At 66.1% G+C, this 21,596-nt stretch carries 23 protein-coding genes; 13 read left to right on the forward strand and 10 right to left on the reverse strand.

Annotated features, from left to right (window positions below; translation table 11 throughout):
- Window position 1 precedes the first annotated feature (1 nt).
- The gene (kstD, locus tag A5744_RS20580; RefSeq protein ID WP_076064345.1) at window positions 2-1,705 is read right to left on the reverse strand and encodes a 3-oxosteroid 1-dehydrogenase; all 1,704 of its coding nucleotides are present in this window, start codon (window positions 1,703-1,705) and stop codon (window positions 2-4) included.
- Between the two features lie 71 nt (window positions 1,706-1,776).
- Between kstD and A5744_RS20585 the strand changes: the two genes are divergently transcribed.
- The 7 genes from A5744_RS20585 (at window position 1,777) to A5744_RS20615 (ending at window position 8,037) form a co-directional block, all read left to right on the forward strand.
- Window positions 1,777-2,562, forward strand: a complete 786-nt coding sequence (locus tag A5744_RS20585) for a 2-keto-4-pentenoate hydratase (protein ID WP_076064217.1) — start codon at window positions 1,777-1,779, stop codon at window positions 2,560-2,562.
- Between the two features lie 44 nt (window positions 2,563-2,606).
- Window positions 2,607-3,521: an acetaldehyde dehydrogenase (acetylating) gene (locus A5744_RS20590; RefSeq protein WP_076064218.1), complete on the forward strand. Its 915-nt coding sequence runs from the start codon at window positions 2,607-2,609 to the stop codon at window positions 3,519-3,521.
- Window positions 3,518-4,558, forward strand: coding sequence for a 4-hydroxy-2-oxovalerate aldolase (gene dmpG / locus A5744_RS20595; protein WP_076064219.1), 1,041 nt, complete (start codon window positions 3,518-3,520; stop codon window positions 4,556-4,558). Before A5744_RS20590 ends, dmpG begins: the two co-directional genes overlap by 4 nt.
- Window positions 4,559-4,591: 33 nt before the next feature.
- Window positions 4,592-4,891 (forward strand): hypothetical protein, encoded by a 300-nt coding sequence (locus tag A5744_RS20600; protein WP_076064220.1) that lies wholly within the window; start codon window positions 4,592-4,594, stop codon window positions 4,889-4,891.
- Between the two features lie 88 nt (window positions 4,892-4,979).
- Window positions 4,980-6,107: a hypothetical protein gene (locus tag A5744_RS20605; protein ID WP_076064221.1), complete on the forward strand. Its 1,128-nt coding sequence runs from the start codon at window positions 4,980-4,982 to the stop codon at window positions 6,105-6,107.
- A 2-nt stretch (window positions 6,108-6,109) separates the two neighbouring features.
- Complete coding sequence (locus tag A5744_RS20610) at window positions 6,110-6,892, forward strand: SDR family oxidoreductase (RefSeq protein ID WP_076064222.1); 783 nt, start codon at window positions 6,110-6,112, stop codon at window positions 6,890-6,892.
- Window positions 6,892-8,037 carry a sulfotransferase gene (locus A5744_RS20615; protein ID WP_076064223.1) on the forward strand — a complete coding sequence of 382 codons (1,146 nt, stop codon included), beginning with the start codon at window positions 6,892-6,894 and terminating at the stop codon, window positions 8,035-8,037. Before A5744_RS20610 ends, A5744_RS20615 begins: the two co-directional genes overlap by 1 nt.
- On the opposite strand, the gene A5744_RS20620 is transcribed toward A5744_RS20615, so the two are convergent.
- Window positions 8,038-8,328 (reverse strand): hypothetical protein, encoded by a 291-nt coding sequence (locus A5744_RS20620; RefSeq protein ID WP_240563124.1) that lies wholly within the window; start codon window positions 8,326-8,328, stop codon window positions 8,038-8,040. It abuts the gene before it with no gap.
- A 91-nt stretch (window positions 8,329-8,419) separates the two neighbouring features.
- On the opposite strand from A5744_RS20620, the gene A5744_RS20625 reads away from it, so the two are divergent.
- On the forward strand, window positions 8,420-8,974 hold the full coding sequence (locus tag A5744_RS20625; protein WP_240563125.1) for a TetR/AcrR family transcriptional regulator: 555 nt from the start codon (window positions 8,420-8,422) through the stop codon (window positions 8,972-8,974).
- 1 nt (window position 8,975) lies between these two features.
- Here A5744_RS20625 and A5744_RS20630 read toward each other — a convergent pair whose 3' ends face one another.
- Together A5744_RS20630 and A5744_RS20635 are read right to left on the reverse strand one after the other, a co-directional pair.
- Window positions 8,976-9,428, reverse strand: a complete 453-nt coding sequence (locus A5744_RS20630; RefSeq protein ID WP_076064225.1) for a hypothetical protein — start codon at window positions 9,426-9,428, stop codon at window positions 8,976-8,978.
- Window positions 9,429-9,432: 4 nt separating this feature from the next.
- Entirely contained in the window at window positions 9,433-10,602 is a 1,170-nt protein-coding gene (locus A5744_RS20635) for a Rieske 2Fe-2S domain-containing protein (protein ID WP_076064226.1), read from the reverse strand.
- Between the two features lie 115 nt (window positions 10,603-10,717).
- Here A5744_RS20635 and A5744_RS20640 point away from each other — a divergent pair, with 115 nt between their 5' ends.
- Window positions 10,718-11,242: a gamma carbonic anhydrase family protein gene (locus tag A5744_RS20640; RefSeq protein WP_076064227.1), complete on the forward strand. Its 525-nt coding sequence runs from the start codon at window positions 10,718-10,720 to the stop codon at window positions 11,240-11,242.
- A 91-nt stretch (window positions 11,243-11,333) separates the two neighbouring features.
- On the opposite strand, the gene A5744_RS20645 is transcribed toward A5744_RS20640, so the two are convergent.
- Genes A5744_RS20645 through A5744_RS20660 form a run of 4 tightly spaced genes read right to left on the reverse strand, consistent with a single transcriptional unit; the run spans window position 11,334 to window position 15,023 of the window.
- On the reverse strand, window positions 11,334-11,759 hold the full coding sequence (locus A5744_RS20645; RefSeq protein ID WP_076064228.1) for a nuclear transport factor 2 family protein: 426 nt from the start codon (window positions 11,757-11,759) through the stop codon (window positions 11,334-11,336).
- A gap of 2 nt (window positions 11,760-11,761) precedes the next feature.
- Window positions 11,762-12,949 carry a thiolase domain-containing protein gene (locus tag A5744_RS20650; RefSeq protein WP_076064229.1) on the reverse strand — a complete coding sequence of 396 codons (1,188 nt, stop codon included), beginning with the start codon at window positions 12,947-12,949 and terminating at the stop codon, window positions 11,762-11,764.
- Window positions 12,949-14,013, reverse strand: a complete 1,065-nt coding sequence (locus tag A5744_RS20655; protein WP_076064230.1) for a thiolase domain-containing protein — start codon at window positions 14,011-14,013, stop codon at window positions 12,949-12,951. Before A5744_RS20655 ends, A5744_RS20650 begins: the two co-directional genes overlap by 1 nt.
- A gap of 14 nt (window positions 14,014-14,027) precedes the next feature.
- Window positions 14,028-15,023: an OB-fold nucleic acid binding domain-containing protein gene (locus A5744_RS20660; protein ID WP_076064231.1), complete on the reverse strand. Its 996-nt coding sequence runs from the start codon at window positions 15,021-15,023 to the stop codon at window positions 14,028-14,030.
- A 64-nt stretch (window positions 15,024-15,087) separates the two neighbouring features.
- Here A5744_RS20660 and A5744_RS20665 point away from each other — a divergent pair, with 64 nt between their 5' ends.
- From A5744_RS20665 to A5744_RS20675, 3 genes are read left to right on the forward strand one after another with little or no spacing between them, the layout of a single operon-like run.
- The gene (locus A5744_RS20665; RefSeq protein WP_076064232.1) at window positions 15,088-16,119 is read left to right on the forward strand and encodes an LLM class F420-dependent oxidoreductase; all 1,032 of its coding nucleotides are present in this window, start codon (window positions 15,088-15,090) and stop codon (window positions 16,117-16,119) included.
- 43 nt (window positions 16,120-16,162) lie between these two features.
- Entirely contained in the window at window positions 16,163-16,879 is a 717-nt protein-coding gene (locus tag A5744_RS20670) for an acetoacetate decarboxylase family protein (RefSeq protein ID WP_076064233.1), read from the forward strand.
- On the forward strand, window positions 16,876-18,075 hold the full coding sequence (locus A5744_RS20675; RefSeq protein ID WP_076064234.1) for a cytochrome P450: 1,200 nt from the start codon (window positions 16,876-16,878) through the stop codon (window positions 18,073-18,075). The genes A5744_RS20670 and A5744_RS20675 overlap by 4 nt, the downstream gene beginning before the upstream one ends.
- Before the next feature lie 58 nt (window positions 18,076-18,133).
- On the opposite strand, the gene A5744_RS20680 is transcribed toward A5744_RS20675, so the two are convergent.
- Entirely contained in the window at window positions 18,134-18,973 is an 840-nt protein-coding gene (locus tag A5744_RS20680) for a hypothetical protein (RefSeq protein ID WP_076064235.1), read from the reverse strand.
- A gap of 101 nt (window positions 18,974-19,074) precedes the next feature.
- The gene (locus A5744_RS20685; RefSeq protein ID WP_076064236.1) at window positions 19,075-19,887 is read right to left on the reverse strand and encodes a crotonase/enoyl-CoA hydratase family protein; all 813 of its coding nucleotides are present in this window, start codon (window positions 19,885-19,887) and stop codon (window positions 19,075-19,077) included.
- Window positions 19,888-19,951: 64 nt separating this feature from the next.
- On the opposite strand from A5744_RS20685, the gene A5744_RS20690 reads away from it, so the two are divergent.
- The gene (locus A5744_RS20690) at window positions 19,952-21,592 is read left to right on the forward strand and encodes an acyl-CoA synthetase (protein WP_076064237.1); all 1,641 of its coding nucleotides are present in this window, start codon (window positions 19,952-19,954) and stop codon (window positions 21,590-21,592) included.
- The last annotated feature ends 4 nt before the right edge of the window (window positions 21,593-21,596 follow it).

Genomic DNA, 21,596 nt, shown 5'->3' on the forward strand with positions numbered 1-21,596 from the left:
ATCAGTTTTCTCCCGCCTGATCGGCAATGTGCAGCGCCGCCAGATATCCGAAGGTCATCGCCGGTCCGATCGTGCCGCCGGGGCCGGGATAGGTGTGTCCCATCACCGGGGCGCTGACATTGCCTGCGGCGTAAAGGCCTTCGATGATCGTCCCGTCGTCGCGCAGGGCGCGGCCGTGGACGTCGGTGCGGATGCCGCCCTTCGTGCCGAGGTCCCCTGGCACCATCTTGGCGGCGTAGTACGGCGGCTGATTGATCTCGCCGAGATTGGGGTTCGGCTTGTTGGTCGGGTCGCCGTAATACTGGTCGTAGGCGCTTTCGCCGCGGTGGTAGTCCTCGTCAACCCCCGAGCGCGCAAAGCCGTTGAACCGCTCTACCGTCGCGGCGAAGTCGGTCACGGGCAAACCGGCCTTGGATGCCAGCTCCTCCAGCGTGGCGGCCTGGATGATCACCCCGGATTCCAGCCATTTGCGTGGAATGCGTTGCCCGGGCTGCAAACCCGCGAAGATGTAGCGGTCGCGGTATCGCTGATCGAACACCAGCCACGCCGGGATGTTCTCGCCCGGCCCCGGCCCCTGGCCGAATTCCCCGCCGTACATGTGATGGCAGGCTTCGACGTACGGCATCGATTCGTTCATGAACCGCTTGCCGGACATGTTGACGATGATCGATCCCGGCGAATTGCGCTCGGAGAGGGCGAACCACGGCGCACCGACCAGCGGCACCGTCGGCCCCCACCACGCGTCTTCCATGAGATCCAAGGCAGCACCGAGCTTTTCGCCGGCGATGATGCCGTCGCCGGTATTGGCCTTGGCGCCGACGGTCCATTCGGTGGTGATCGGCGCGCGCTGGTATTTCACCCGCATCTGTTCGTTGTGCTCGAATCCGCCGCTGGCCAGTATCACGCCGCGTCGGGCCCGGATCAGCTGGGGCTCAGCAGATTCTGAGGCACTCGTGTCGCGGACGTAGACCCCACGCACCGCTCCGTCCTCGACGTACAGGTCGGTGAGGGCGGTGTTGAGCAGCACGGGGACCCCGGCCCGTTGCAGACCGATCCGCAGCGGGCCGATCAGGGCCCTGCCCATACCGACCAGGTTTTTCCCGGTCGCCTTGGCCCACATCGTGCGCGCGCCGACCTTCAGGCTGCGCAGCACCCCGCGAGGGTGTCGCTTCAGCTGATTCAGCCGCACGTAGTCCTGTTGCATCACAACCACATTCAGCGGCACCTTGCCATACGCGGGCTCCAGCCCGGACTCGTCGGCGCCGAGCTTGCGGGCGTTGAACGGCTTGGGCTCGATCGAACGCCCTCTGGCGCGGCCGCCCGGGGCCTCGGGGTAGTAGTCGGAGTAGCGCGGCACCCAGCACATCTTCAGTGGCGTGTGCTTGAGCACGAACGACAGCATCTCGGGCCCGCGTTCGAGGTAGGTGTCGATGCGTTGGGGCTCGACCTTGCTTACCGATGAGTCGCCGATGATTCCGTGCAGGTAGGTGCGGGCCGCCTCGGGGGTGTCCTTCACGCCGTCGCGCCGCAGCACCTCGTTGTTCGGAATCCAGACCCCACCCCCGGACCGCGCGGTGGAGCCGCCGAAGTGGGGGGCCTTTTCGATGACTACTGTCGAAAGGCCTCGGTGCGCGGCGGCGAGGGCAGCAACCATGCCGGCTCCGCCGCTCCCGACCACGACGACGTCGTACTCCTGCGCTGTCATGTAGAACACGTTATAGAATTGCCCGGGTCGGGCGCTACTGGCCCGGTCAAACGGACGAGGGGACTTCGGTAATGCTCAGTGTTGCGACCCGCGACGAGCTGGCTGCCGACCTGGCGCAGGCCGAGCGGAGCCGCGCGCCGATCGCCCCGCTGACGTCCGCCTACCCGGATATCGACGTCGTCGACGCCTACGAGATCCAGCTGATCAATATTCGGCAGCGCGTCGCCGAGGGGGCCCGGGTCCTGGGCCACAAAGTCGGGCTCTCGTCGAAGGCGATGCAGCAGATGATGGGTGTCGACGAGCCGGACTACGGGCATCTGCTCGACGAGATGCAGGTGTTCGAGGACACCCCGGTCAAGGCGGGCCGCTACCTGCTGCCGAGGGTGGAGGTCGAAGTCGCTTTCATACTGGGCGCCGACCTCCCGGGGGCCGGTTGCACCGAGGACGACGTGCTGGCGGCCACCGAAGCCCTGGCTCCGTCGATCGAACTGATCGACACCAGGATCACCGACTGGAAGATCGCGCTGTGCGACACCATCGCCGACAACGCCTCGTCGGCGGGTTTCGTGCTGGGGCAGGCGCGGGTGGCGCCGGGCGATGTCGACGTCAAGGCGATCGATGCGGTGCTGACCCGCAACGGCGAGGTGATCGCGGAAGGCCGCAGCGACGCCGTGCTCGGTAACCCGGTCACCGCGGTCGCGTGGTTGTCCCGCAAGGTGGAAAGCTTCGGCGTCCGGCTGCGAAAAGGTGACATCGTGTTACCCGGATCGTGCACCCGCGCGATCGACGCACGCGCCGGAGACGAGTTCGTTGCCGACTTCACGGGCCTGGGTTCGGTTCGGTTGTCCTTTGAATAGTCTCGAATTACTTTTGAACTAGTCCAAATACCAGGAGCGTCGACATGCCGTCTAAGGCAAGCGTGGCCATCGTCGGGTCGGGAAATATCAGCACGGATCTGCTCTACAAGCTGCTGAGATCGGACTGGCTGGAGCCGCGCTGGATGGTGGGGATCGATCCGGAGAGCGAGGGCCTGGCCCGGGCCCGCAAGCTGGGTCTGGAGAGCACCCACGAAGGCGTCGATTGGCTGCTGGCGCAGTCCGAGAAGCCCGACCTGGTGTTCGAGGCGACGAGCGCGTACGTGCACCGGGACGCCGCCCCGAAGTACGCGGCCGCCGGCATCCGGGCCATCGACCTGACGCCCGCCGCCGTGGGCCCCGCGGTGATCCCGCCGGCCAACCTGCGCGAACATCTGGATGCGCCCAACGTCAACATGATCACCTGCGGCGGGCAGGCGACCATCCCGATCGTGTACGCGGTGTCCCGGGTCGTCGGCGTGCCCTACGCCGAAATCGTTGCGTCGGTGGCGTCGGTGTCGGCCGGGCCGGGCACCCGCGCGAACATCGACGAGTTCACCAAGACCACAAGCAAGGGCGTGGAAACCATCGGCGGGGCCGAGCGCGGCAAGGCGATCATCATCCTGAACCCGGCCGATCCGCCGATGATCATGCGCGACACCATCTTCTGCGCCATCCCCGAGGACGCCGACCGCGACGCGATCGCCAAATCCATCCACGACGTGGTGGCGGAGGTGCAGACCTATGTGCCGGGCTACCGGCTGCTCAACGAGCCGCAGTTCGACGACCCGTCGATGAACTCCGGCGGCCGCGCGCTGGTCACCACGTTCATCGAGGTCGAGGGCGCGGGCGATTACCTGCCCCCGTATGCGGGAAACCTCGACATCATGACCGCGGCGGCCACCAAGGTCGGCGAGGAGATCGCCAAGGAAACGCTTTCCGTTGCGGGAGGTACACGATGACCGGCATTTGGGACGTCCGGATCACGGACACTTCGCTGCGCGACGGGTCGCACCACAAACGCCATCAGTTCACCAAAGACGAGGTCCACGCCATCGTGGCCGCCCTGGACGCGGCCGGCGTGCCGGTCATCGAGGTGACGCACGGCGACGGACTGGGCGGCTCGAGCTTCAACTACGGGTTCTCCAAGACACCCGAGCAGGAGCTGATCAAGCTCGCGGCAGAGACCGCCAAGGAGGCCAGGATCGCGTTCTTGATGCTGCCCGGAGTGGGCACTAAAGACGACATCAAGGAAGCGCAGGACAACGGCGGGTCGATCTGCCGTATCGCCACCCACTGCACTGAAGCCGACGTGTCGATTCAGCACTTCGGGCTGGCCCGCGAGCTGGGCCTGGAGACCGTCGGGTTCCTGATGATGTCCCACACCATCCCGCCGGAGAAGCTGGCCGCGCAGGCCCGCATTATGGCCGACGCCGGGTGCCAGTGCGTCTACGTGGTCGATTCGGCGGGGGCGCTGGTCCTCGAAGGGGTGCGCGACCGGGTGGCCGCACTGGTCGCCGAACTCGGGGACGACGCCCAGGTTGGCTTCCACGGCCACGAAAACCTCGGCCTGGGGGTGGCCAACTCGGTCGAGGCCGTCCGGGCCGGCGCCAAGCAGATCGACGGCAGCGTGCGCCGTTTCGGGGCCGGCGCGGGCAATGCCCCCGTCGAGGCCCTGATCGGGGTGTTCGACAAGATCGGCGTCAAGACCGGCATCGACTTCTTCGACATCGCCGACGCCGCCGAGGACGTGGTGCGGCCCGCGATGCCCGCCGAGTGCCTGCTCGACCGCAACGCGCTGATCATGGGCTACTCAGGGGTCTACTCGAGCTTCCTCAAGCACGCGGTGCGCCAGGCCGAGCGCTACGGGGTGCCCGCGGCGGCGCTGTTGCACCGGGCCGGTCAGCGCAAGCTCATCGGCGGCCAGGAAGACCAACTCATCGACATCGCGCTGGAAATCAAGCGCGAGCAGGGCAGCGGTGCGGCCGTCACGCACTGACGCGGCTAATTTTGCGGGAGTAGCCTGTCGCGCATGACATCCAACACAGCGAGCCGTTCTCGCCGCGGAATCTGCGGTGTGCTCGCCGGTGGACTGCTAACTGCCGCCGCATCGGCGGTGATCGCACTGCCGGTGGCCCACGCTGATCCCCCGTGCAATCAAACGGTGGGTAATTCCATCGACGCTTACCTCCAGCGCCATCCCGACCTTCACCAGCAGCTGGAAGCCAGGTCGCGGGCGGAGGGCGGCAACGGCACCGTCCTCGACTACCTGAACCGGCACCCGGACGTGCGGCAGCATCTGATCGACCTGTCGCAGCAGTGCGTGCCGTAGTGAGCGGCAGTCGTCGTCGCGCGCCGTCGACGACGCGGGGGAATGTTCGCCATTGACGAAAAAGTAGAACACGTTCTAGCGTCTAGGCGTGTTCTCTGATCCCCTCATCGAAGCGATCGCCGAAGCGGAGAAACTCGTCGCCGCCGCGCCGCACATCGAATCCGAAGCCGACCTGCTCGAAGGACTGCAGTACCTGGGCGGCTGTATAGCCGCGTGTGAGCACCTGGCCTTCGACTACGAGCGTGACCATCCCTTCCTGCAGTCGGGCACCGGCCCCTTCACCAAGATGGGCCTGGACAACCCCGACACCCTCTACTTCGGCACGCGGGTGCATGCGGACCATGACTATGTGGTCACCGGCCGGCGTGGCACCACCACCGACCTGAGCTTCCAGCTGCTCGGCGGCGAGTACACCGACGACAACGTGCCCGCCAGCCAGGCCGCGTTCGACGACCGTGAACTCGAGATCGCCGCGGACGGCAGCTTCGAGTGGCGGGTGCGGCCGACCAGCAACGGGCAGTTGGTGATTCGTGAGGTCTACGGCGACTGGTCGGCGCAGCGCGGCACGCTGACCATCTCCAGGCTGGACACGGCCGGCACCGCGCCGCCGCCATTGACCCGGCAGACGATCGAAAAGCGTTATGCCACAGCGGGTAAGCAGCTGGTGAACCGGGTGAAGACCTGGTTGCAGTTCCCGCAGTGGTTCTACCTCGACCTCCCGGTCAACACCATGGTGCCGCCCCGGCTGACGCCCGGCGGCCTGGCGACTCAGTACTCGTCGGTGGGACATTTCGATCTGCGGCCCGATCAGGCGCTGGTGATCACGATCCCAGTCTCGGACGCCCCGTATCTCGGCTTCCAGCTGGGCAGCCTCTGGTACATCTCGCTGGACTACATCAACCACCAAACCTCGCTGAACAACACCCAGGCACAGGCGGATCCGGACGGCAAGGTCCGCATCGTCGTGGCCGACCAGAATCCGGGAGTGACCAACTGGGTCGAAACGCTGGGCCATCGGCGCGGTTTTCTGCAGTTCCGCTGGCAGCGGGTGTCGCGTGAACTCACCGAGGCCGACGGACCCTCCGTCGAGGTGGTCGACTTCGACGCCGTGCCGGCCGCGCTGCCGCATTTCGAGCACAACAAGATCTCCGAGGAACAGTGGCGCGAGCGAATCGCGTTGCGCCAAAGCCAAATTGCGGCCAGGATGCTGGGGTGACGATGTCGGGCATGCTCAAACGAAAGGTCGTGGTCATCAGCGGGGTCGGGCCGGGCCTCGGCACCACGCTGGCGCACCGGTGCGCACGCGACGGCGCCGATCTGGTACTCGCGGCACGCACCGTGGAACGGCTCGAGGGCGTCGCAAAGGAGATCACCGACACCGGGCACCAGGCGCTCGCGGTGCGCACCGACATCACCGACGATGACGCGGTGAACAACCTCGTCGAGGCCACCATGGAGACCTACGGCAAGGTGGACGTGCTGATCAACAACGCGTTCCGGGTGCCGTCGATGAAGCCGTTGGCCGGCACCACATTTCAGCACATCCGGGACGCGATCGAGCTCAGCGCGCTGGGCGCGCTGCGGCTTATCCAAGCCTTCACGCCGGCGCTGGAAAAGTCGAGCGGATCTATCGTGAACGTCAACTCCATGGTCCTGCGGCACTCGCAGGCGAAATACGGCGCGTACAAGATGGCCAAGTCCGCCCTGCTGTCGATGTCGCAGTCGCTGGCCACCGAACTGGGCGAGAAGGGTATTCGCGTCAATTCGGTTGCGCCCGGCTATATCTGGGGCGACACGTTGCAGTCTTACTTCGAACATCAAGCCGGCAAGTACGGCACCACGATGGACCAGATCTACCAGGCCACCGCCGCGAACTCCGACCTCAAGCGGCTGCCCACCGAGGACGAGGTGGCTTCGGCGATCCTGTTCCTGGCCAGCGACCTGTCCAGCGGCATCACCGGACAGACCCTGGATGTCAACTGCGGGGAGTACCACACCTGATGTCAGATCGCACCGATATCGGCACCGTCGAGGAGTTGCACGCATCAGCCACCAAGCTGATCGGGCTGGACGACTTCGGCACCAACGACGACAACTACCTCGAAGCGCTGGAGGTCTTGCTGGATTCATATCGGCGCGAAGCGGGCCTAACGGTGTTGGGCAGCAAGATGAATCGGTTCTTCCTGCGCGGCGCACTGGTAGCCAGGCTGCTGTCCGAATCCGCGTGGAAGCAACACCCGCAGCACGCCGACGTCGCCATCGAACGGCCCATCTTCGTCACCGGGCTGGTACGCACCGGCACCACGGCGCTGCACCGGCTGCTCGGTGCCGACCCGGCGCACCAGGGCCTGCACATGTGGTTGGCCGAGTTCCCGCAGCCGCGCCCGCCGCGCGAAACCTGGGAATCAAACCCGCTGTATCGCCAGCTCGACGCGCAATTCACCCAGCATCACGCGGAAAACCCCGGATATACCGGGCTGCACTTCATGGCCGCATACGAGCTGGAGGAGTGCTGGCAGCTGCTGCGGCAATCGCTGCATTCGGTGTCCTACGAAACCCTTGCCCACCTGCCGAGCTACTCAAAGTGGTTGTCGGAGCAGGACTGGACGCCGTCATATCGTCGACACCGCAAGAACCTGCAATTGATCGGGCTGAACGACGCCGACAAGCGTTGGGTGCTGAAGAACCCCAGCCATCTCTTCGCGCTGGACGCCTTGATGAAGACCTACCCCGATGCACTTGTGATCCAGACTCATCGGCCGGTCGAGACGATCATGGCCTCGATGTGCTCGCTGGCTCAGCACACAGCGGAGGGTTGGTCGACGACGTACGTCGGCGCCCAAATCGGCGCCGACTCAATGGAAACCTGGTCGCGTGGGTTGGAGCGATTCAATACCGCGCGTGCCAAATACGACCCTGCGCAGTTCTACGACGTCGAGTACCGGGAACTGATCGCCGATCCCTTGGGAACGGTCGCCGACATCTACCGGCACTTCGGGCTGACGCTGACCGACGAGGCGCGGGCCGCCATGGAAAAAAGCCATGCCGAAAGCCAGTCCGGCGCCCGTGCGCCCAAACACACCTATTCACTGGCCGATTACGGGCTGACGGTCGACGCGGTCAAGGAGCGCTTCGCCGGGCTGTGATCAGGCGTCGATCCGCCGCGCCCCCAACCACACCCCGTCGGGGGCCCCGATCGCGCCCGCCCGTTCCCGTGCCTCGGCGAGCTCGGCCGACGCCGCGAATTGCCGTGCGGCGTCGATGTTTTCCATGTCCATGACGACGAGAACGGTGTTCGGATCGTCGCCGTCGACGTAGGTACCGGTTACCACGAGCCCATGCCGGCGCCGGGTCGCGTCCAGTTCCGGGTCGCGAAACACGTCGTTCCATCGGTCGACGCTGGCTACTCGCTGCTTGACCAGCATGACTCCGGCCATGAGGACCTCCTTCGAGTAACTTCTATGTCTACAGTCGTAGACATATCCACTACGCTAGTGCAATGCCGGCTTGATGTCTACAGTTGTAGACATGATGCGAGACGCGGCCGCCACCAGGACACGACTTCTCGATGCTGCTCGCGAGCTGTTTCTCGGTCAGGGGTACAACGCCGTCGGCCTGCGCGAGGTGGCCGCGAAAGCCGGCGTCGACGTCACCCTGGTTCGCCGCTATTTCGGCTCGAAGCAACGGCTTTTCACGGAGGCCACCGACGTCTCGGAGGACACCGACGAAATCCGCAACGCCGCCGACGCCGCCGTGGGCCGGCGCATGATCGCCCGCGTCTTGGGGGCCCGGCGGGACGTCGACGCGCCGCTGTTCGCCCTGCTGCGCTCCAGCGGGGATCCCTCGGTGGTGAGCCGGCTGAACTCGCAACTCGAGCGCGGCCTCACCCGCAACCTGTCCAAGCGGATAACCGCCGACCACGCCCGGATTCGCGCTGACATGATCACGGCGCTACTGCTGGGCATCGGCGTGCAGCGTGTGCTCTTGCAGAAAAAACCCATGGCCAGCGCACGCGACGACGACATCGCCGCGGTGTTTCTGGAGGCCTTCGAGGCGATCACCAAACTGCCCCAAGGCGATTGACTTAGTAGTCCTCCGGAACCGAGTCCAGATAACCCTCCGCGACCGCGTGCTCGATGCTGTCGCTCAACTTTGGGCAGGACCGGGTGCGCGCGGTATCCCCACCGGACTGGCGCACTTCGGCGAAGTGTGCGCACCGCTGCGACGCCTCGCTGTTCCATTGCACCGCGGTGTGGCCCGGGCCCAGCCGTCTGACGGTGACCGTGACGTGGCAGAACCGGCAATCCACCGGCAGCAGCCCCGAGGTGAGGTAGCGCTCGCGGTCGGCGCGGGTGGCGTCGGCGACCTGGGCGGCGCGCTGCGGGTCGTTGGCGAAATCTCTTGACTTCGACCAGGATCCACCGCCGCGGCTGGTCGGGGCGTCGCGCTCGTCGTGGTCGTGATGATCGCCGTGCAGCAACAACATCGAACGCGCGAGTCGGTCGACGTCGGGGACCGCGGGCTGATCTTCGGACATGGGCCTAGTGTTGTTCGGCGGGTACCTCGTCGGATGCGGGCTCGGATTCCCGCGCCTTCAGGTTCTCTTCGACCTCGGCGTTCCAGTATTCGTTGGCGCGCGTGGTGTCCACCTCGATCTCGAAGCGCTCCACCATTTCCGGCTGGATGTCGGCGACGTCGACGTAGAACTGCTGATACCAACGGCGCAGCTGATAGACGGCGCCGTCCTCCTCGACCAGCAGCGGGTTGTCGATGCGGGTCTTGTGTTTCCAGATCTCGACGTCCTGCATGAAGCCCTTGCTGACGCCCTCGGTGAACACCCGCGACAGCTTGTCGGTCATCTTTTCGTCCATGCCCTTGGGCTTTTCGACGATGACACCCCACTGCAGGACGAACGAATTCTGCGTCACCGGGTAGTGGCAGTTGATCAGGATCGACTCGGCCTTGTAGTCACCGTATTTGTTGTGCAGCCAGTTGATCATGAACGACGGCCCGAAGTAGGACGCCTCCGAATCCAGGTGCGCCTCCCCATACGAGGTGCCCAGGTCGTTGACGTCCGGCCGGCCCACGTTGTGCAGGTACTGCGAAGCGATGTGGCCCTCGAAGACGTTCTTGAAATAGGTCGGCAAACCGAAATGGATGTAGAAGAAGTGCGCCATATCGGTGACGTTGTCGATGATGTCGCGGCAGTTGGAACCCTCGATCAGGACGCTGTTCCATCGCCAGTCGGTCCATTCGTCGCTGTGGGCTTCCGGAATCTCGGGGATCTGGACCGCGGGGTCCGGCGGATTGCCCTCGTGGTCGTGCCAGACGAACAGCAGGCCACCACGCACGTCGGTCGTCCAGGACCGGGTGCGCGCCGTCTTCGGCGTGCGCTTGGCGTACGGCACCAGCTTGCAGCGGCCGTCGCCGCCCCAGCGCCAGTCGTGGAACGGGCACGCGACCTCGTCACCCTTGATGGTGCCCTCGGACAGGTCACCGCCCATGTGGCGGCAATAGCCGTCCAGCACCTTCAGGTCTCCGTGCGAGTCGGCGAAAACGACCAGCTTGGTGCCGAACGCCTCGATCGAGTGCGGCTTACCGTCCCGGAAGTCTTTTGCGACGCCCAGGCAGTGCCAGCCGCGGGCGTACCTGGTCGGCAAGGGGCCGGGATCGATTTCCCGGATGCCGACCGCTTTGGTATCGGTACTCACCTGTCACCTCCAACTTGCGAGCCCTCTAACTAGAACACGTTACAGTTTTGCGGTCGCCATGCGCAATGACGGTGCGTCTGGCCACGTGATATTCGCGCTGCGGTATATGTAAACGATGCCGCTGTTCTCTTTCGAGGGTCGCTCGCCCCGGATCGATCCCACCGCGTTCGTGGCCCCGACCGCCACCCTGATCGGCGACGTCACGGTCGAGGCGGGCGCGTCGGTGTGGTTCAACGCCGTGCTGCGCGGCGACTACGGGCCCATCGTGGTGCGCGAGGGCGCCAACGTGCAGGACGGTTCGGTGCTGCACGCGCCGCCGGGCATCCCGGTGGACATCGGTCCCGGCGCGACGGTGGCGCACCTGTGCTGCATCCATGGGGTCCACGTCGGGTCCGAGGCGCTGATCGCCAACCACGCCACCGTTCTCGACGGCGCGGTGATCGGCGCGCGTAGCCTGATCGCGGCCGGGTCGCTGGTGCTGGCGGGCACCCAGATTCCGGCGGGGATGCTGGCCGTCGGATCGCCGGCCCAGGTGAAGGGGCCGATCGCCGGAACCGGCGCGGAGATGTGGGTCAACCTCAACCCGCAGGCCTATCGAGACCTGGCGCAGCGGCATATCGCCGGGCTGGAGCCGATCTAGGCGTTGCCACCCGCGGCTTCAGGCGCCGAGCGTGCAGCCTGCGACACTCAACCGGCGTGTCGCGTCGTGGATTTCACGGTCGGCCGCCGATCTAGACCTTCTTGGTGTTGGCGACCGCGCGATCCATCTCCCAGTACGCGCGCAGGGCGAGCATCTTGCCCTCGTCGTCGGCCCTGTAGGTGAACACGCCCTCCGCGGTGGTCTGGTAGTCGCCCGTGGTGATCAGGATGTGCCCGACGTTGGCTTCCTCGTTGCCGCACTGGTAGGTGTCGCGGAAGACGAACTCGATCTTGGTGGTGGGGGCGATCGCCTTGTCCCAGAACGCCGAGATCGCGTCGCGGCCCCGGTGCCCCTTGCCCTCCGGGTCGAACGGCGACGGCCCGATCGGGTCCTCGACGATGGCGTCGTCGGCGAACACCGCCAGCCACGCCTCTTTGTCCCTGGCGATGACGGCCTCGCGGGACCGGCGGCCGGCCTCGTGGGCGGGGTTCTTGGTCTCTTGCTGAGTCTCCGTCATTGTCAACCCCTTTCGGGCTTGTCGGCGCCGACCACCCACATCGAGTAGTACTGCGAGCCGCCGCCGTAGGCGTGCCCCAAGGCCTTTCGCGCGCCCGGCACCTGGTGATCCCCACCCTTGCCCATCACCTGGATTGCCGCCTCGGCGAAGCGAATCAGGCCCGACGCGCCGATGGGGTTCGACGACAGCACGCCGCCCGACGGGTTCACCGGGAGCCGCCCGCCGATCCGGGTCTCGCCGGCCTCGGTGAGCTTCCAGCCCTCGCCCTCGGGCGCAAACCCGAGGTTTTCCAACCACATCGGCTCGAACCACGAGAACGGGACGTAGATTTCGGCGGCGTCGATCTCGTCGATGGGGCTGGTGATGCCGGCCGCCTTCCACAGCGCGGCGGCCGCGTCCCGGCCCGCCTGCGGGCTGACCTGGTCGCGGCCCGAGAACTGCAGCGGCTCGGTGCGCAGCGCGGTCGCGTGGATCCACGCGACCGGATGTCCTTGTGCCAACCGGGATTCGGCGATCTCCTCGTTGCCGATGACGACCGCGGCCGCGCCATCGGACGACGGGCACGTCTCGTCGTAGCGGATCGGGTCCCACAGCATGGGGGACTCCATCACCTTTTCGAGGGTGATGTCGGGCTGGTGCAGGTGCGCCAGCGGGTTGCGGGCCCCGTTGAGCCGGTCCTTCACCGCGACCATGGCGCCGATGTTCAACGGAGCGCCCGACCGGCGGATGTACGACCGAACGTGCGGGGCGAAATAGCCGCCCGCGCCGGCGCCGACCGGCTTGATGAACGGAATCGGAATCGACAACGCCCACATGGCATTTGATTCCGACTGCTTTTCCCAGGCCATCGCCAGCACGCGCCGGTACTTGCCCGACTGGACCAGGCTCGCCGCCACCACGCCGGTGGATCCGCCCACCGAGCCCGCGGTGTGCACCCGGATCAGTGGCTTGCCGGTGGCTCCCATGGCGTCGGCCATGAACAGCTCCGGCATCATCACGCCCTCGAAGAAGTCGGGCGCCTTGCCGACCACGACGGCGTCGATGTCATCGAAGGTCGACCCTGAGTCGGCCAGCGCCCGGTCGATGGCCTCGCGCACCAGGCCATTCATCGAAACGTCTTGCCGCTTCGCGACATACTTGGTCTGCCCGGTACCCAGTACCGCGGCGAGGACCGCTCCCGCACCGGCCATCAGTTCTTCCCTTCCATGACCGCGACCAGGTTCTGTTGCAGCGCCGGTCCGCTGGTGGCATGCGCCAGCACACGCTGGGCCGACCCATCCCAGATATGTTGGGCCGCAAATCCGATGCGCTCAAGACCGGCGACGAACATCGGGTTGGCCGACAGCGTGCCGCCGGACGGATTGACCTTCGTCGCCCCCGGAATCCGGATCGCCTCCGCGATGATCAGGTGCTGATGGGTGAAGGGCGCATGGATTTCGGCGACGTCGAGGTTGCGGATGTGTCCGCCGGTGGCCGCCTTGGTCGCGGCCGTCGTCGACGGCGACTCGGTGAGGTCGCGTGCGCCCAGCACCGGCGTCTCGATGCGGTGTTCGATTCCCGTGATCCAGGCGGGGTTTTCGCGCAATTCACGGGCGCGGTCGTCGGCCGCGAGTACGATCGCCGCGGCACCGTCGGTGATCGGGGCGATGTCGTGGCGCCGCAGTGGGTCGGCGAAGAACGGCCGGTCGAGCAAATCGTCGATGGTGATCGCGGATTCGACGGAGTCCACCCGCTTGGCCTGCGCGAAGGAATCCAGGGCGACGCGCGCCATCTGCTCGAAACTCCACTTCTCGGCGTCGATTCCGATGCGGGCCTGTAGCCCCGCGATCGACACCGAGTCCGGCCAGAGCGGCGCGACGGTGTAGGGGTCGGTCTGCCGCGACAGGACACGGCGCAGGGTTCCGGCCGAGGACTTGCCGAAGCCGTACACCAGCGCGGTGTCGACCTCGCCGGTCAGGATCTTGATGTAGGCCTCGTAGAGGGCCCACGCCGCGTCCATCTCGACGTGCGATTCGTTGATCGGCGGAACCGCGCCGATCGAGTCGATCGCCGAGATGAACGAAAACGCCCGTCCGGCAAGATAATCCGAAGAACCTGAACACCAGAAGCCGATGTCGGCCTGGGAGATGCCGAGTTCTTCATAGAGCTCGGCGAAGCACGGCATCAACATCTCGACGCCGTTGGTGGTGCCGTCGGTGCGGCGGACATGCGGGGCGTGGGCAAAGCCGACGACCGCAACGTTGCGAGCGCTCATTGCAGGTAAGCCCTTTACAGGTGGTGCTTGTAGGTGTCGTAGTCGGCGTCGGGTTCGCCGGTCGGCCGGAAGTACTCGATGTTGTCGATGCCAAAACCCCACTCCTCGCGAGGTTTCCACACCGCCTCGACGCGCATGCCCATCCGCACCTCGTGCGCGTCGATATCGGCGACCAGATGCAGGAACGGGATGTCGGCGCCGTCGAGCAGCACATAGGCCGCCACGTAGGGCGGTTTGATGCGCTGACCCTTGAACGGGATGTTGATGATCGCGAATGTCGTCACCGTGCCCTTGTCGGGCAGCTCGACGAACTCGGTGGTGGGCTGGCCGGTGGCGGGATCCGCGCCGTGCGGCGGGAAATAGACCTTGCCGTTTTTGCCGGTCTTCGCGCCCAGCAGCTTGCCCTCGGCGATGGCGCGCAGGTACGCGCTTTCCTCGTGCGAGGCGGTGTGCTGGATCGTCATCTCGATGGGCGTGACGATCACGGTGACCGGTTCCCGGTCGCCCTCGGTTTGCTCCGGCACCGGCTCGGCCTCCCCGCCCAGGGCGAAGTACGCGATGTCGGTGATCGCACCCACCGGCTCGTCGGCCCAGTGCACGTGCACCCGGGCGCCGCGCTTGATCGCCGCGGGTTCGCCGGCATCCACCGCGTGGAGCAGGGGGATGTCGGCGCCGTCGAGCTTGATCAGCGCCCACGCGAACGGCCGGTCCAGCGGCTGGCCTTCCAGCGGCTCGGGCTGCCAGGCCCAGGACACCACGGTCCCGACCGCCGACACCGGTACCATCTCGCCCAGCGGCTCATAGGTAACCGGGTCATATTCCGCCGGAGGTACGTGTACCCGGCCATCGGATCCGCGCACCCCGAGGATGCGGCGCTCACGCAGTGCGGTGAAGAACTTGCTCAGCGTGGGGCCGACCGAACGGGTGTAGTCGAAGGACAACGTCAGTGGCGCGGAGAGTGGTGGCTCAGGGTGATCGATCAGGGTCGGGCCGCTCGAACTGGGTGTCACGCCTTCGAGTAGAACAGGTTCTAAGAATGGTTTCAACATCGGGTCGGCTGGAAGGGCGAACGTCATGAAGCTGGGTTTGCAGCTGGGTTATTGGGGCGCTTCGCCGCCGGAGAATGCCGGGGAACTCGTCGCCGCGGCGGAGTCGGCCGGTTTCGACGCCGTGTTCACCGCCGAGGCGTGGGGATCCGACGCCTACACCCCGTTGGCCTGGTGGGGCTCGTCGACGCAGCGGCTGCGGCTGGGCACGTCGGTGATTCAGCTGTCCGCGCGCACCCCGACGGCGTGCGCGATGGCGGCGCTGACCCTCGATCACCTGTCCGGCGGCCGGCACATCCTCGGTCTGGGCGTCTCCGGCCCGCAGGTGGTGGAGGGCTGGTATGGCCAACGATTCCCCAAGCCGCTGGCCCGCACCCGGGAGTACGTCGACATCCTGCGGCAGGTCTGGGCCCGGGAGAAGCCGGTGACCAGCGACGGCCCCCACTACCCGCTGCCGCTGAGCGGAGAGGGCACGACCGGCCTGGGCAAGCCGCTGAAGCCCATCACCCACCCGTTGCGCGCCGACATCCCGATCATGCTGGGCGCCGAGGGGCCGAAGAATGTCGCGCTGGCCGCCGAGATCTGCGATGGCTGGCTGCCCATCTTCTACACCCCGCGGTTGGCCGGCATGTACAACGAGTGGCTCGACGAAGGGTTCGCCCGGCCCGGGGCGCGCCGCGGCCGCGAGGACTTCGAGGTCTGTGCGACGGCCACCATCGTCATCACCGACGACCGCAGCGCCGCCTTCGCGGCCATGAAGCCCTATCTGGCCCTCTACATGGGCGGCATGGGCGCCGAGGACACCAACTTCCACGCCGACGTCTACCGCCGGATGGGCTACGCCGAGGTCGTCGACGACGTGACGAAACTCTTCCGCAGCAACCAGAAGGACAAGGCCGCGGAGATCATCCCGGACGAACTCGTCGACGACGCCGCGATCGTCGGCGATATTGACTACGTGCGTGAGCAGGTCAAGGTGTGGGAGGCCGCGGGCGTGACCATGATGGTGGTCAACGGGCGCACTGCCGCGCAGATCAGCGAGCTTGCCACGCTGGTTTAGGCGTTCCTTGCCAGGGCAGTAGAACGCGTTCTAGATTGGCCCGATGACAGCCTCGCAGCACACCATCGCGGGCACCGTACTGACGATGCCGGTACGGATCCGCAAGGCGACCCAGCACATGGCGATGTTCTCGGTGGACGCCGGCGCCGCCCAGCGGATGATCGACTACAGCGGCCTGCGGGTCTGCCGTTACCTGCCCGGGCGCGCGATCGTGGTCCTGATGTTGATGCACTACATCGACGGCGACCTCGGCCAGTACCACGAGTTCGGGACCAGCGTGATGGTCAACCCGCCCGGATCGGACGCGAGCGGGCCCCGCGCGCTGCAGTCGGCGGGCGCCTTCATTCATCACCTGCCCGTCGACCAGCCGTTCACGCTGGAAGCCGGAACGAAGATCTGGGGTTACCCGAAAGTCATGGCGGACTTCACCGTTCGCGAGGGCCGTCAGTTCGGGTTCGACTGCACTGTCGACGGGCAACTGGTGATCGACATGGAATTCGGTCGCGGCCTGCCGTTTTCGCTGACCCCGCGCCAGCAGGAGCAGCGCACCTACTCGCACCGCGACGGGGTCACCCGGGAGACGGCGTTCGAACACACGCTTGACGGTGTGCGCACCCGATTCGGCGGAGTGCGCGTCCGGCTGGGCGATCACCCGTATGCGAAAGAGCTGGCTACGCTGGGCCTTCCGAAGCGCGCGATGCTGTCCAGCTCGGTGGAGGACGTACAGATGACGTTCGGTGACGCTCAGGAGATCTCATGACGACTGCGATGACCAGACCCGACGTCGACCTCACCGACGGCGCTTTCTACGCCGGTGACTCCCGAGCCGTCTACCGCTGGATGCGGGAGAACGAGCCGGTCTTTCGCGACCGCAACGGGTTGGCCGCCGCGTCGACGTATCAGGCCGTGATCGACGCCGAACGCAACCCCGAGTTGTTCTCGAACGCCGGTGGCATCCGACCCGACCAGGACGGCGTCGAGATGATGATCGAGATGGACGATCCGCAACATCTGTTGCGCCGCAAGCTCGTCAACTCCGGTTTCACCCGCAAGCGCGTGAAAGACCAAGAGGCCAAGATCGTTTCGTTGTGTGACACGCTGATTGACGCGGTGTGCGAGCGCGGGGAGTGCGACTTCGTCTGGGACCTGGCCGCGCCGCTTCCGATGGCGGTAATCGGCGACATGCTCGGTGTGCGCCCGGAGGAACGCAAGATGTTCCTCAAGTGGTCCGACGATTTGGTCAGCTTCTTGAGCAGCACCGCGGCGCAAGAGGATTTCCAGGTGTCGATGGATGCCTTCGCCGCCTACACCGAATACATGATGGGGATGATCGCGGCCCGCAAGGAGGAGCCGACCGATGACCTGGTCAGCGTCCTGGTGCACGCGGAGGTCGAGGGATCACGCCTGGAGGACCATCAGATCGTCACCGAGGTGCTGCTGCTGATCGGTGGCGACGAGACCACCCGTCACACGCTGTCCGGCGGGACCAGGCAGCTGCTGCTGCACCCCGATCAGCACCGCCGTCTGGTCAACGACCTGGAGCTGCTGCCCAACGCCATCGAAGAGATGCTGCGCTGGACGGCGCCGGTGAAGAACATGGCGCGCACCATCACCGCCGACACCGAGTTCCACGGCACGCCGCTGCACCAGGGCGAGAAGATGATCCTGCTGTTCGAGTCGGCGAACTTCGACGAGAAGGTCTTCGACGACCCGGAGAGCTTCGACATCGAGCGCTACCCGAACAACCACCTCGCGTTCGGCTTCGGGACGCACTTCTGCCTTGGCAACCAGCTCGCCCGGCTGGAGCTGTCGATCATGCAAACCCGCCTGCTGCAACGGCTTCCGGACTTGCGGCTGGCGTCTCCAGACGCCGCGCTGCCCCTGCGGCCCGCGAATTTCGTGTCCGGCCTCGAGAAGATGCCGGTGGCCTTCACCCCGAGCGCGCCGCTGGGCTGAGCCACCCGCGCCGAGCGTGTTCTCAGGGCGAGAATCAGGCCAAATTTTCACCGTGACTTCACGTTCGGCGGGCCCAAGCCGCCGCCAATCGTCCCAGGATGCCGCCGCGCGTGTTTCCGGCCGTGACCCGGATTGCGATCCAACCCAGCTGCGCTAGCGCTTCGAAGCGCTCGACGTCCCTGCGGAATTGCTCGGGATCGGTCCAGTGGTGGAGTCCCTCGTAGTCGAGTGCGATTCTCATGTCGTCCCAACCCATGTCGACAACGGCGACAAGCTCTCCATACTCGCCTTGGACCGGTAGCTGGGTCTGCGGGGGTGGGTAACCGGCCTCGATGACCAGTAGTCGGAGCCACGTTTCTTGCGGTGACTGCGCACCGGGGTCGACGAGGGTCAGCGCACGCCGCGCGCGCCGGATGTTTCGGTGGCCTTTGTACCGTTCGGCGATCAATTCGGCATCGGCAACCTTCAGCCCGGTCGCTCGGGCCAGCGCATCGATAGCGGCCACGGCTTTGCCGACGGGATAACGACAGGCCAGGTCGAACGCGGTACGGGCCGGGGTGGTTGCGGGCATTTCACCGATGGCTTGGGTCTCGTCGTCCGCGAGGGTGTCCGACCAGGTGTGGATGCCGGCCGGCGGACGACGGTGCTCGTACAGCAACTGCGCCGGCGTCCGATCATCCACCCACCTGGCGCCATGCAGTGCCGATGCCGAGAGGCCGGCGACGACCCCACGCCGCCGCGACCACAGCCAGGCAGCGTGGGCTCGCTGTACCGCGGTGAGGTTTGTGCCGCATGCCACGTAGACGTCCGGATGCAGCGAGACATATCGGCTGCGCAGCTGGTGACGCGTCAGTGCGCCCGATGCGAGCTCCTCGCTGCCGACGAATGGTCCCTGCATGCGCGAAGTGTGCCTATCGGCACCGACACCTTCGCCGAACGTGTTCTCAAGGCGAGGAAATGGCCAAAAAACCGCCCTGAGTACACGTTCGGCGCAACGGGTTAGCGGTTTTGGAAGTTGGGCTTGCGCTTCTCGGCGAAAGCCCGCGGCCCTTCCTTGGCGTCGTCGGACAGGAACACCTTGATACCGATCTGGGTGTCGATCTTGAAGGCGTCGTTTTCGTTGAGGCCCTCCGTCTCGCGGATCGCCCGCAGGATCGCCTGCACGGCCAGGGGGCCGTTGTTCTCGATGAGCTCGGCGATCTCCAGCGCCTTCGTCAGCGCCTGCCCGTCAGGGACGAGGTAGCCGATCAGGCCGATCTCCTTGGCCTCGGCGGCGGTGATGTGGCGTCCGGTCAGCAGCAGGTCGCACGCCACCGTGTAGGGGATCTGCCGTACCAGCCGCACGGCCGACCCGCCCATCGGGTAGAGGCTCCACTTGGCCTCCGAGATGCCGAACTTGGCGCTTTCGCCGGCGACCCGGATGTCGGTGCCCTGCAGGATCTCGGTTCCGCCCGCGATCGCGGGGCCTTCGACGGCGGCGATGAGTGGTTTGGTCAGCCGGCGGCCCTTCAGCAGGGCGTCGATGCGCGACGGGTCGTAGCTGCCGTCCTTGAATGAATCGCCGGGCGGTTTTTTGGTTGCTGTCTTGAGGTCCATGCCCGCGCAGAAGTAGCCACCCGCCCCGGTGAGGATGCAGCACCGGATGTCGTCGTCATTGTCGACGCGATCCCAGGCCTGGACCATGATCTCCATCATTTCCGTGCTCAGCGCGTTGCGGGCGTGCGGCCGGTTCAACGTGACGATCAGGGTGTGGCCGCGCTGCTCGACCAGCGCGTCGGGACCGGTCTGTTCGTTTGCTGGAGCGTCGGCCACGGCTACCGCCTTTCCGTCGACATGGGGCACGAGCTTGTCAAGAAATGTAACACGTTCTAATTTGGTGGCCGTGGCCCTGAATATTGCCGATCTCGCAGAGCACGCCATTGACGCTGTGCCCGACCGTGTCGCCCTGATCTGCGGCGACGAGAAACTGACCTACGCGCAACTCGAGGAGAAGGCCAACCGCCTGGCGCACTACCTGATCGACCAGGGGGTGAAGAAGGACGACAAGGTCGGGCTCTACTGCCGCAACCGCATCGAGATCGTCATCGCGATGCTCGGCATCGTCAAGGCGGGCGCGATCCTGGTGAACATCAACTACCGCTACGTCGAGGGCGAACTGCGCTACCTGTTCGACAACTCCGACATGGTCGCGCTGGTGCACGAGCGCCAGTACTCCGACCGTGTGGCCAACGTGCTGCCGGAGACGCCGAACGTCAAGACGATCCTGGTCGTCGAGGACGGCAGCGACAACGATTACCAGCGCTACGGCGGCGTCGAGTTCTACGCGGCGATCGCGCAGGGCGCGCCCGAGCGGGACTTCGGCGAACGCAGCGCCGACGACATCTACCTGCTGTATACCGGCGGCACCACCGGCTTCCCGAAGGGCGTGATGTGGCGCCACGAGGACATCTACCGGGTGCTGCTCGGCGGAACCGACTTCGCCACAGGCGAATTCGTCAAGGACGAGTACGACCTCGCCAAGGGCGCCACCGAGAACCCGCCGATGGTCCGGTATCCGATTCCGCCGATGATCCACGGCGCCACTCAGTCGGCCACCTGGATGGCACTCTTCGCCGGCCAAACCACCGTGCTCGCACCAGAATTCAACGCTGACGAGGTGTGGCGCACGATTCACAAACACAAGGTCAACATGTTGTTCTTCACCGGCGACGCGATGGCGCGGCCGTTGCTCGATGCGCTCGAGAAGGACAACGACTACGACCTGTCGTCGCTGTTCGTGCTTGCCAGCACCGCGGCGTTGTTCTCGCCCAGCATCAAGGAGAAGCTGGTGGAGCTGTTGCCCAACCGGGTCATCACCGATTCCATCGGCTCCTCGGAGACCGGCTTCGGCGGCACCAGCATCGTCGCCAAGGACGCGCCGCACAGCGGCGGCCCGCGGGTGACGATCGACCACCGCACCGTCGTCCTCGACGAGGAGGGCAACGAGGTCAAGCCGGGCTCGGGCGTGCGGGGCTTCATCGCCAAGAAGGGCAACATTCCCGTCGGCTACTACAAGGACGAGAAGAAGACCGCCGAGACGTTCAAGACCATCAACGGCGTGCGCTACGCCATCCCCGGAGACTGGGCGCTGGTCGAGGAGGACGGCACCGTCACGATGCTGGGCCGCGGATCGGTGTCGATCAACAGCGGCGGCGAGAAGATCTACCCCGAGGAGGTCGAGGCCGCGCTCAAGGCCCACCCCGACGTCTTCGACGCCTTGGTGGTCGGTGTGCCCGACCCCCGCTACGGCCAGCACGTGGCCGCCGTCGTGCAGGCCCGGCCGGGCTCGCGGCCGACGCTGTCGGAGCTGGACGGCTTCGTACGCTCCGAGATCGCGGGATACAAAGTGCCGCGCAGCCTTTGGCTGGTCGACGAGGTCAAGCGCTCGCCGGCCGGCAAACCCGACTACCGCTGGGCCAAGGAGCAGACCGAGGCGCGGCCCGCCGACGACGTGCATGCCGCTCACGTAACCGCCTGACGCC

The organism is Mycobacterium sp. IS-1264 (assembly GCF_001954195.1).
Lineage (GTDB): Bacteria > Actinomycetota > Actinomycetes > Mycobacteriales > Mycobacteriaceae > Mycobacterium.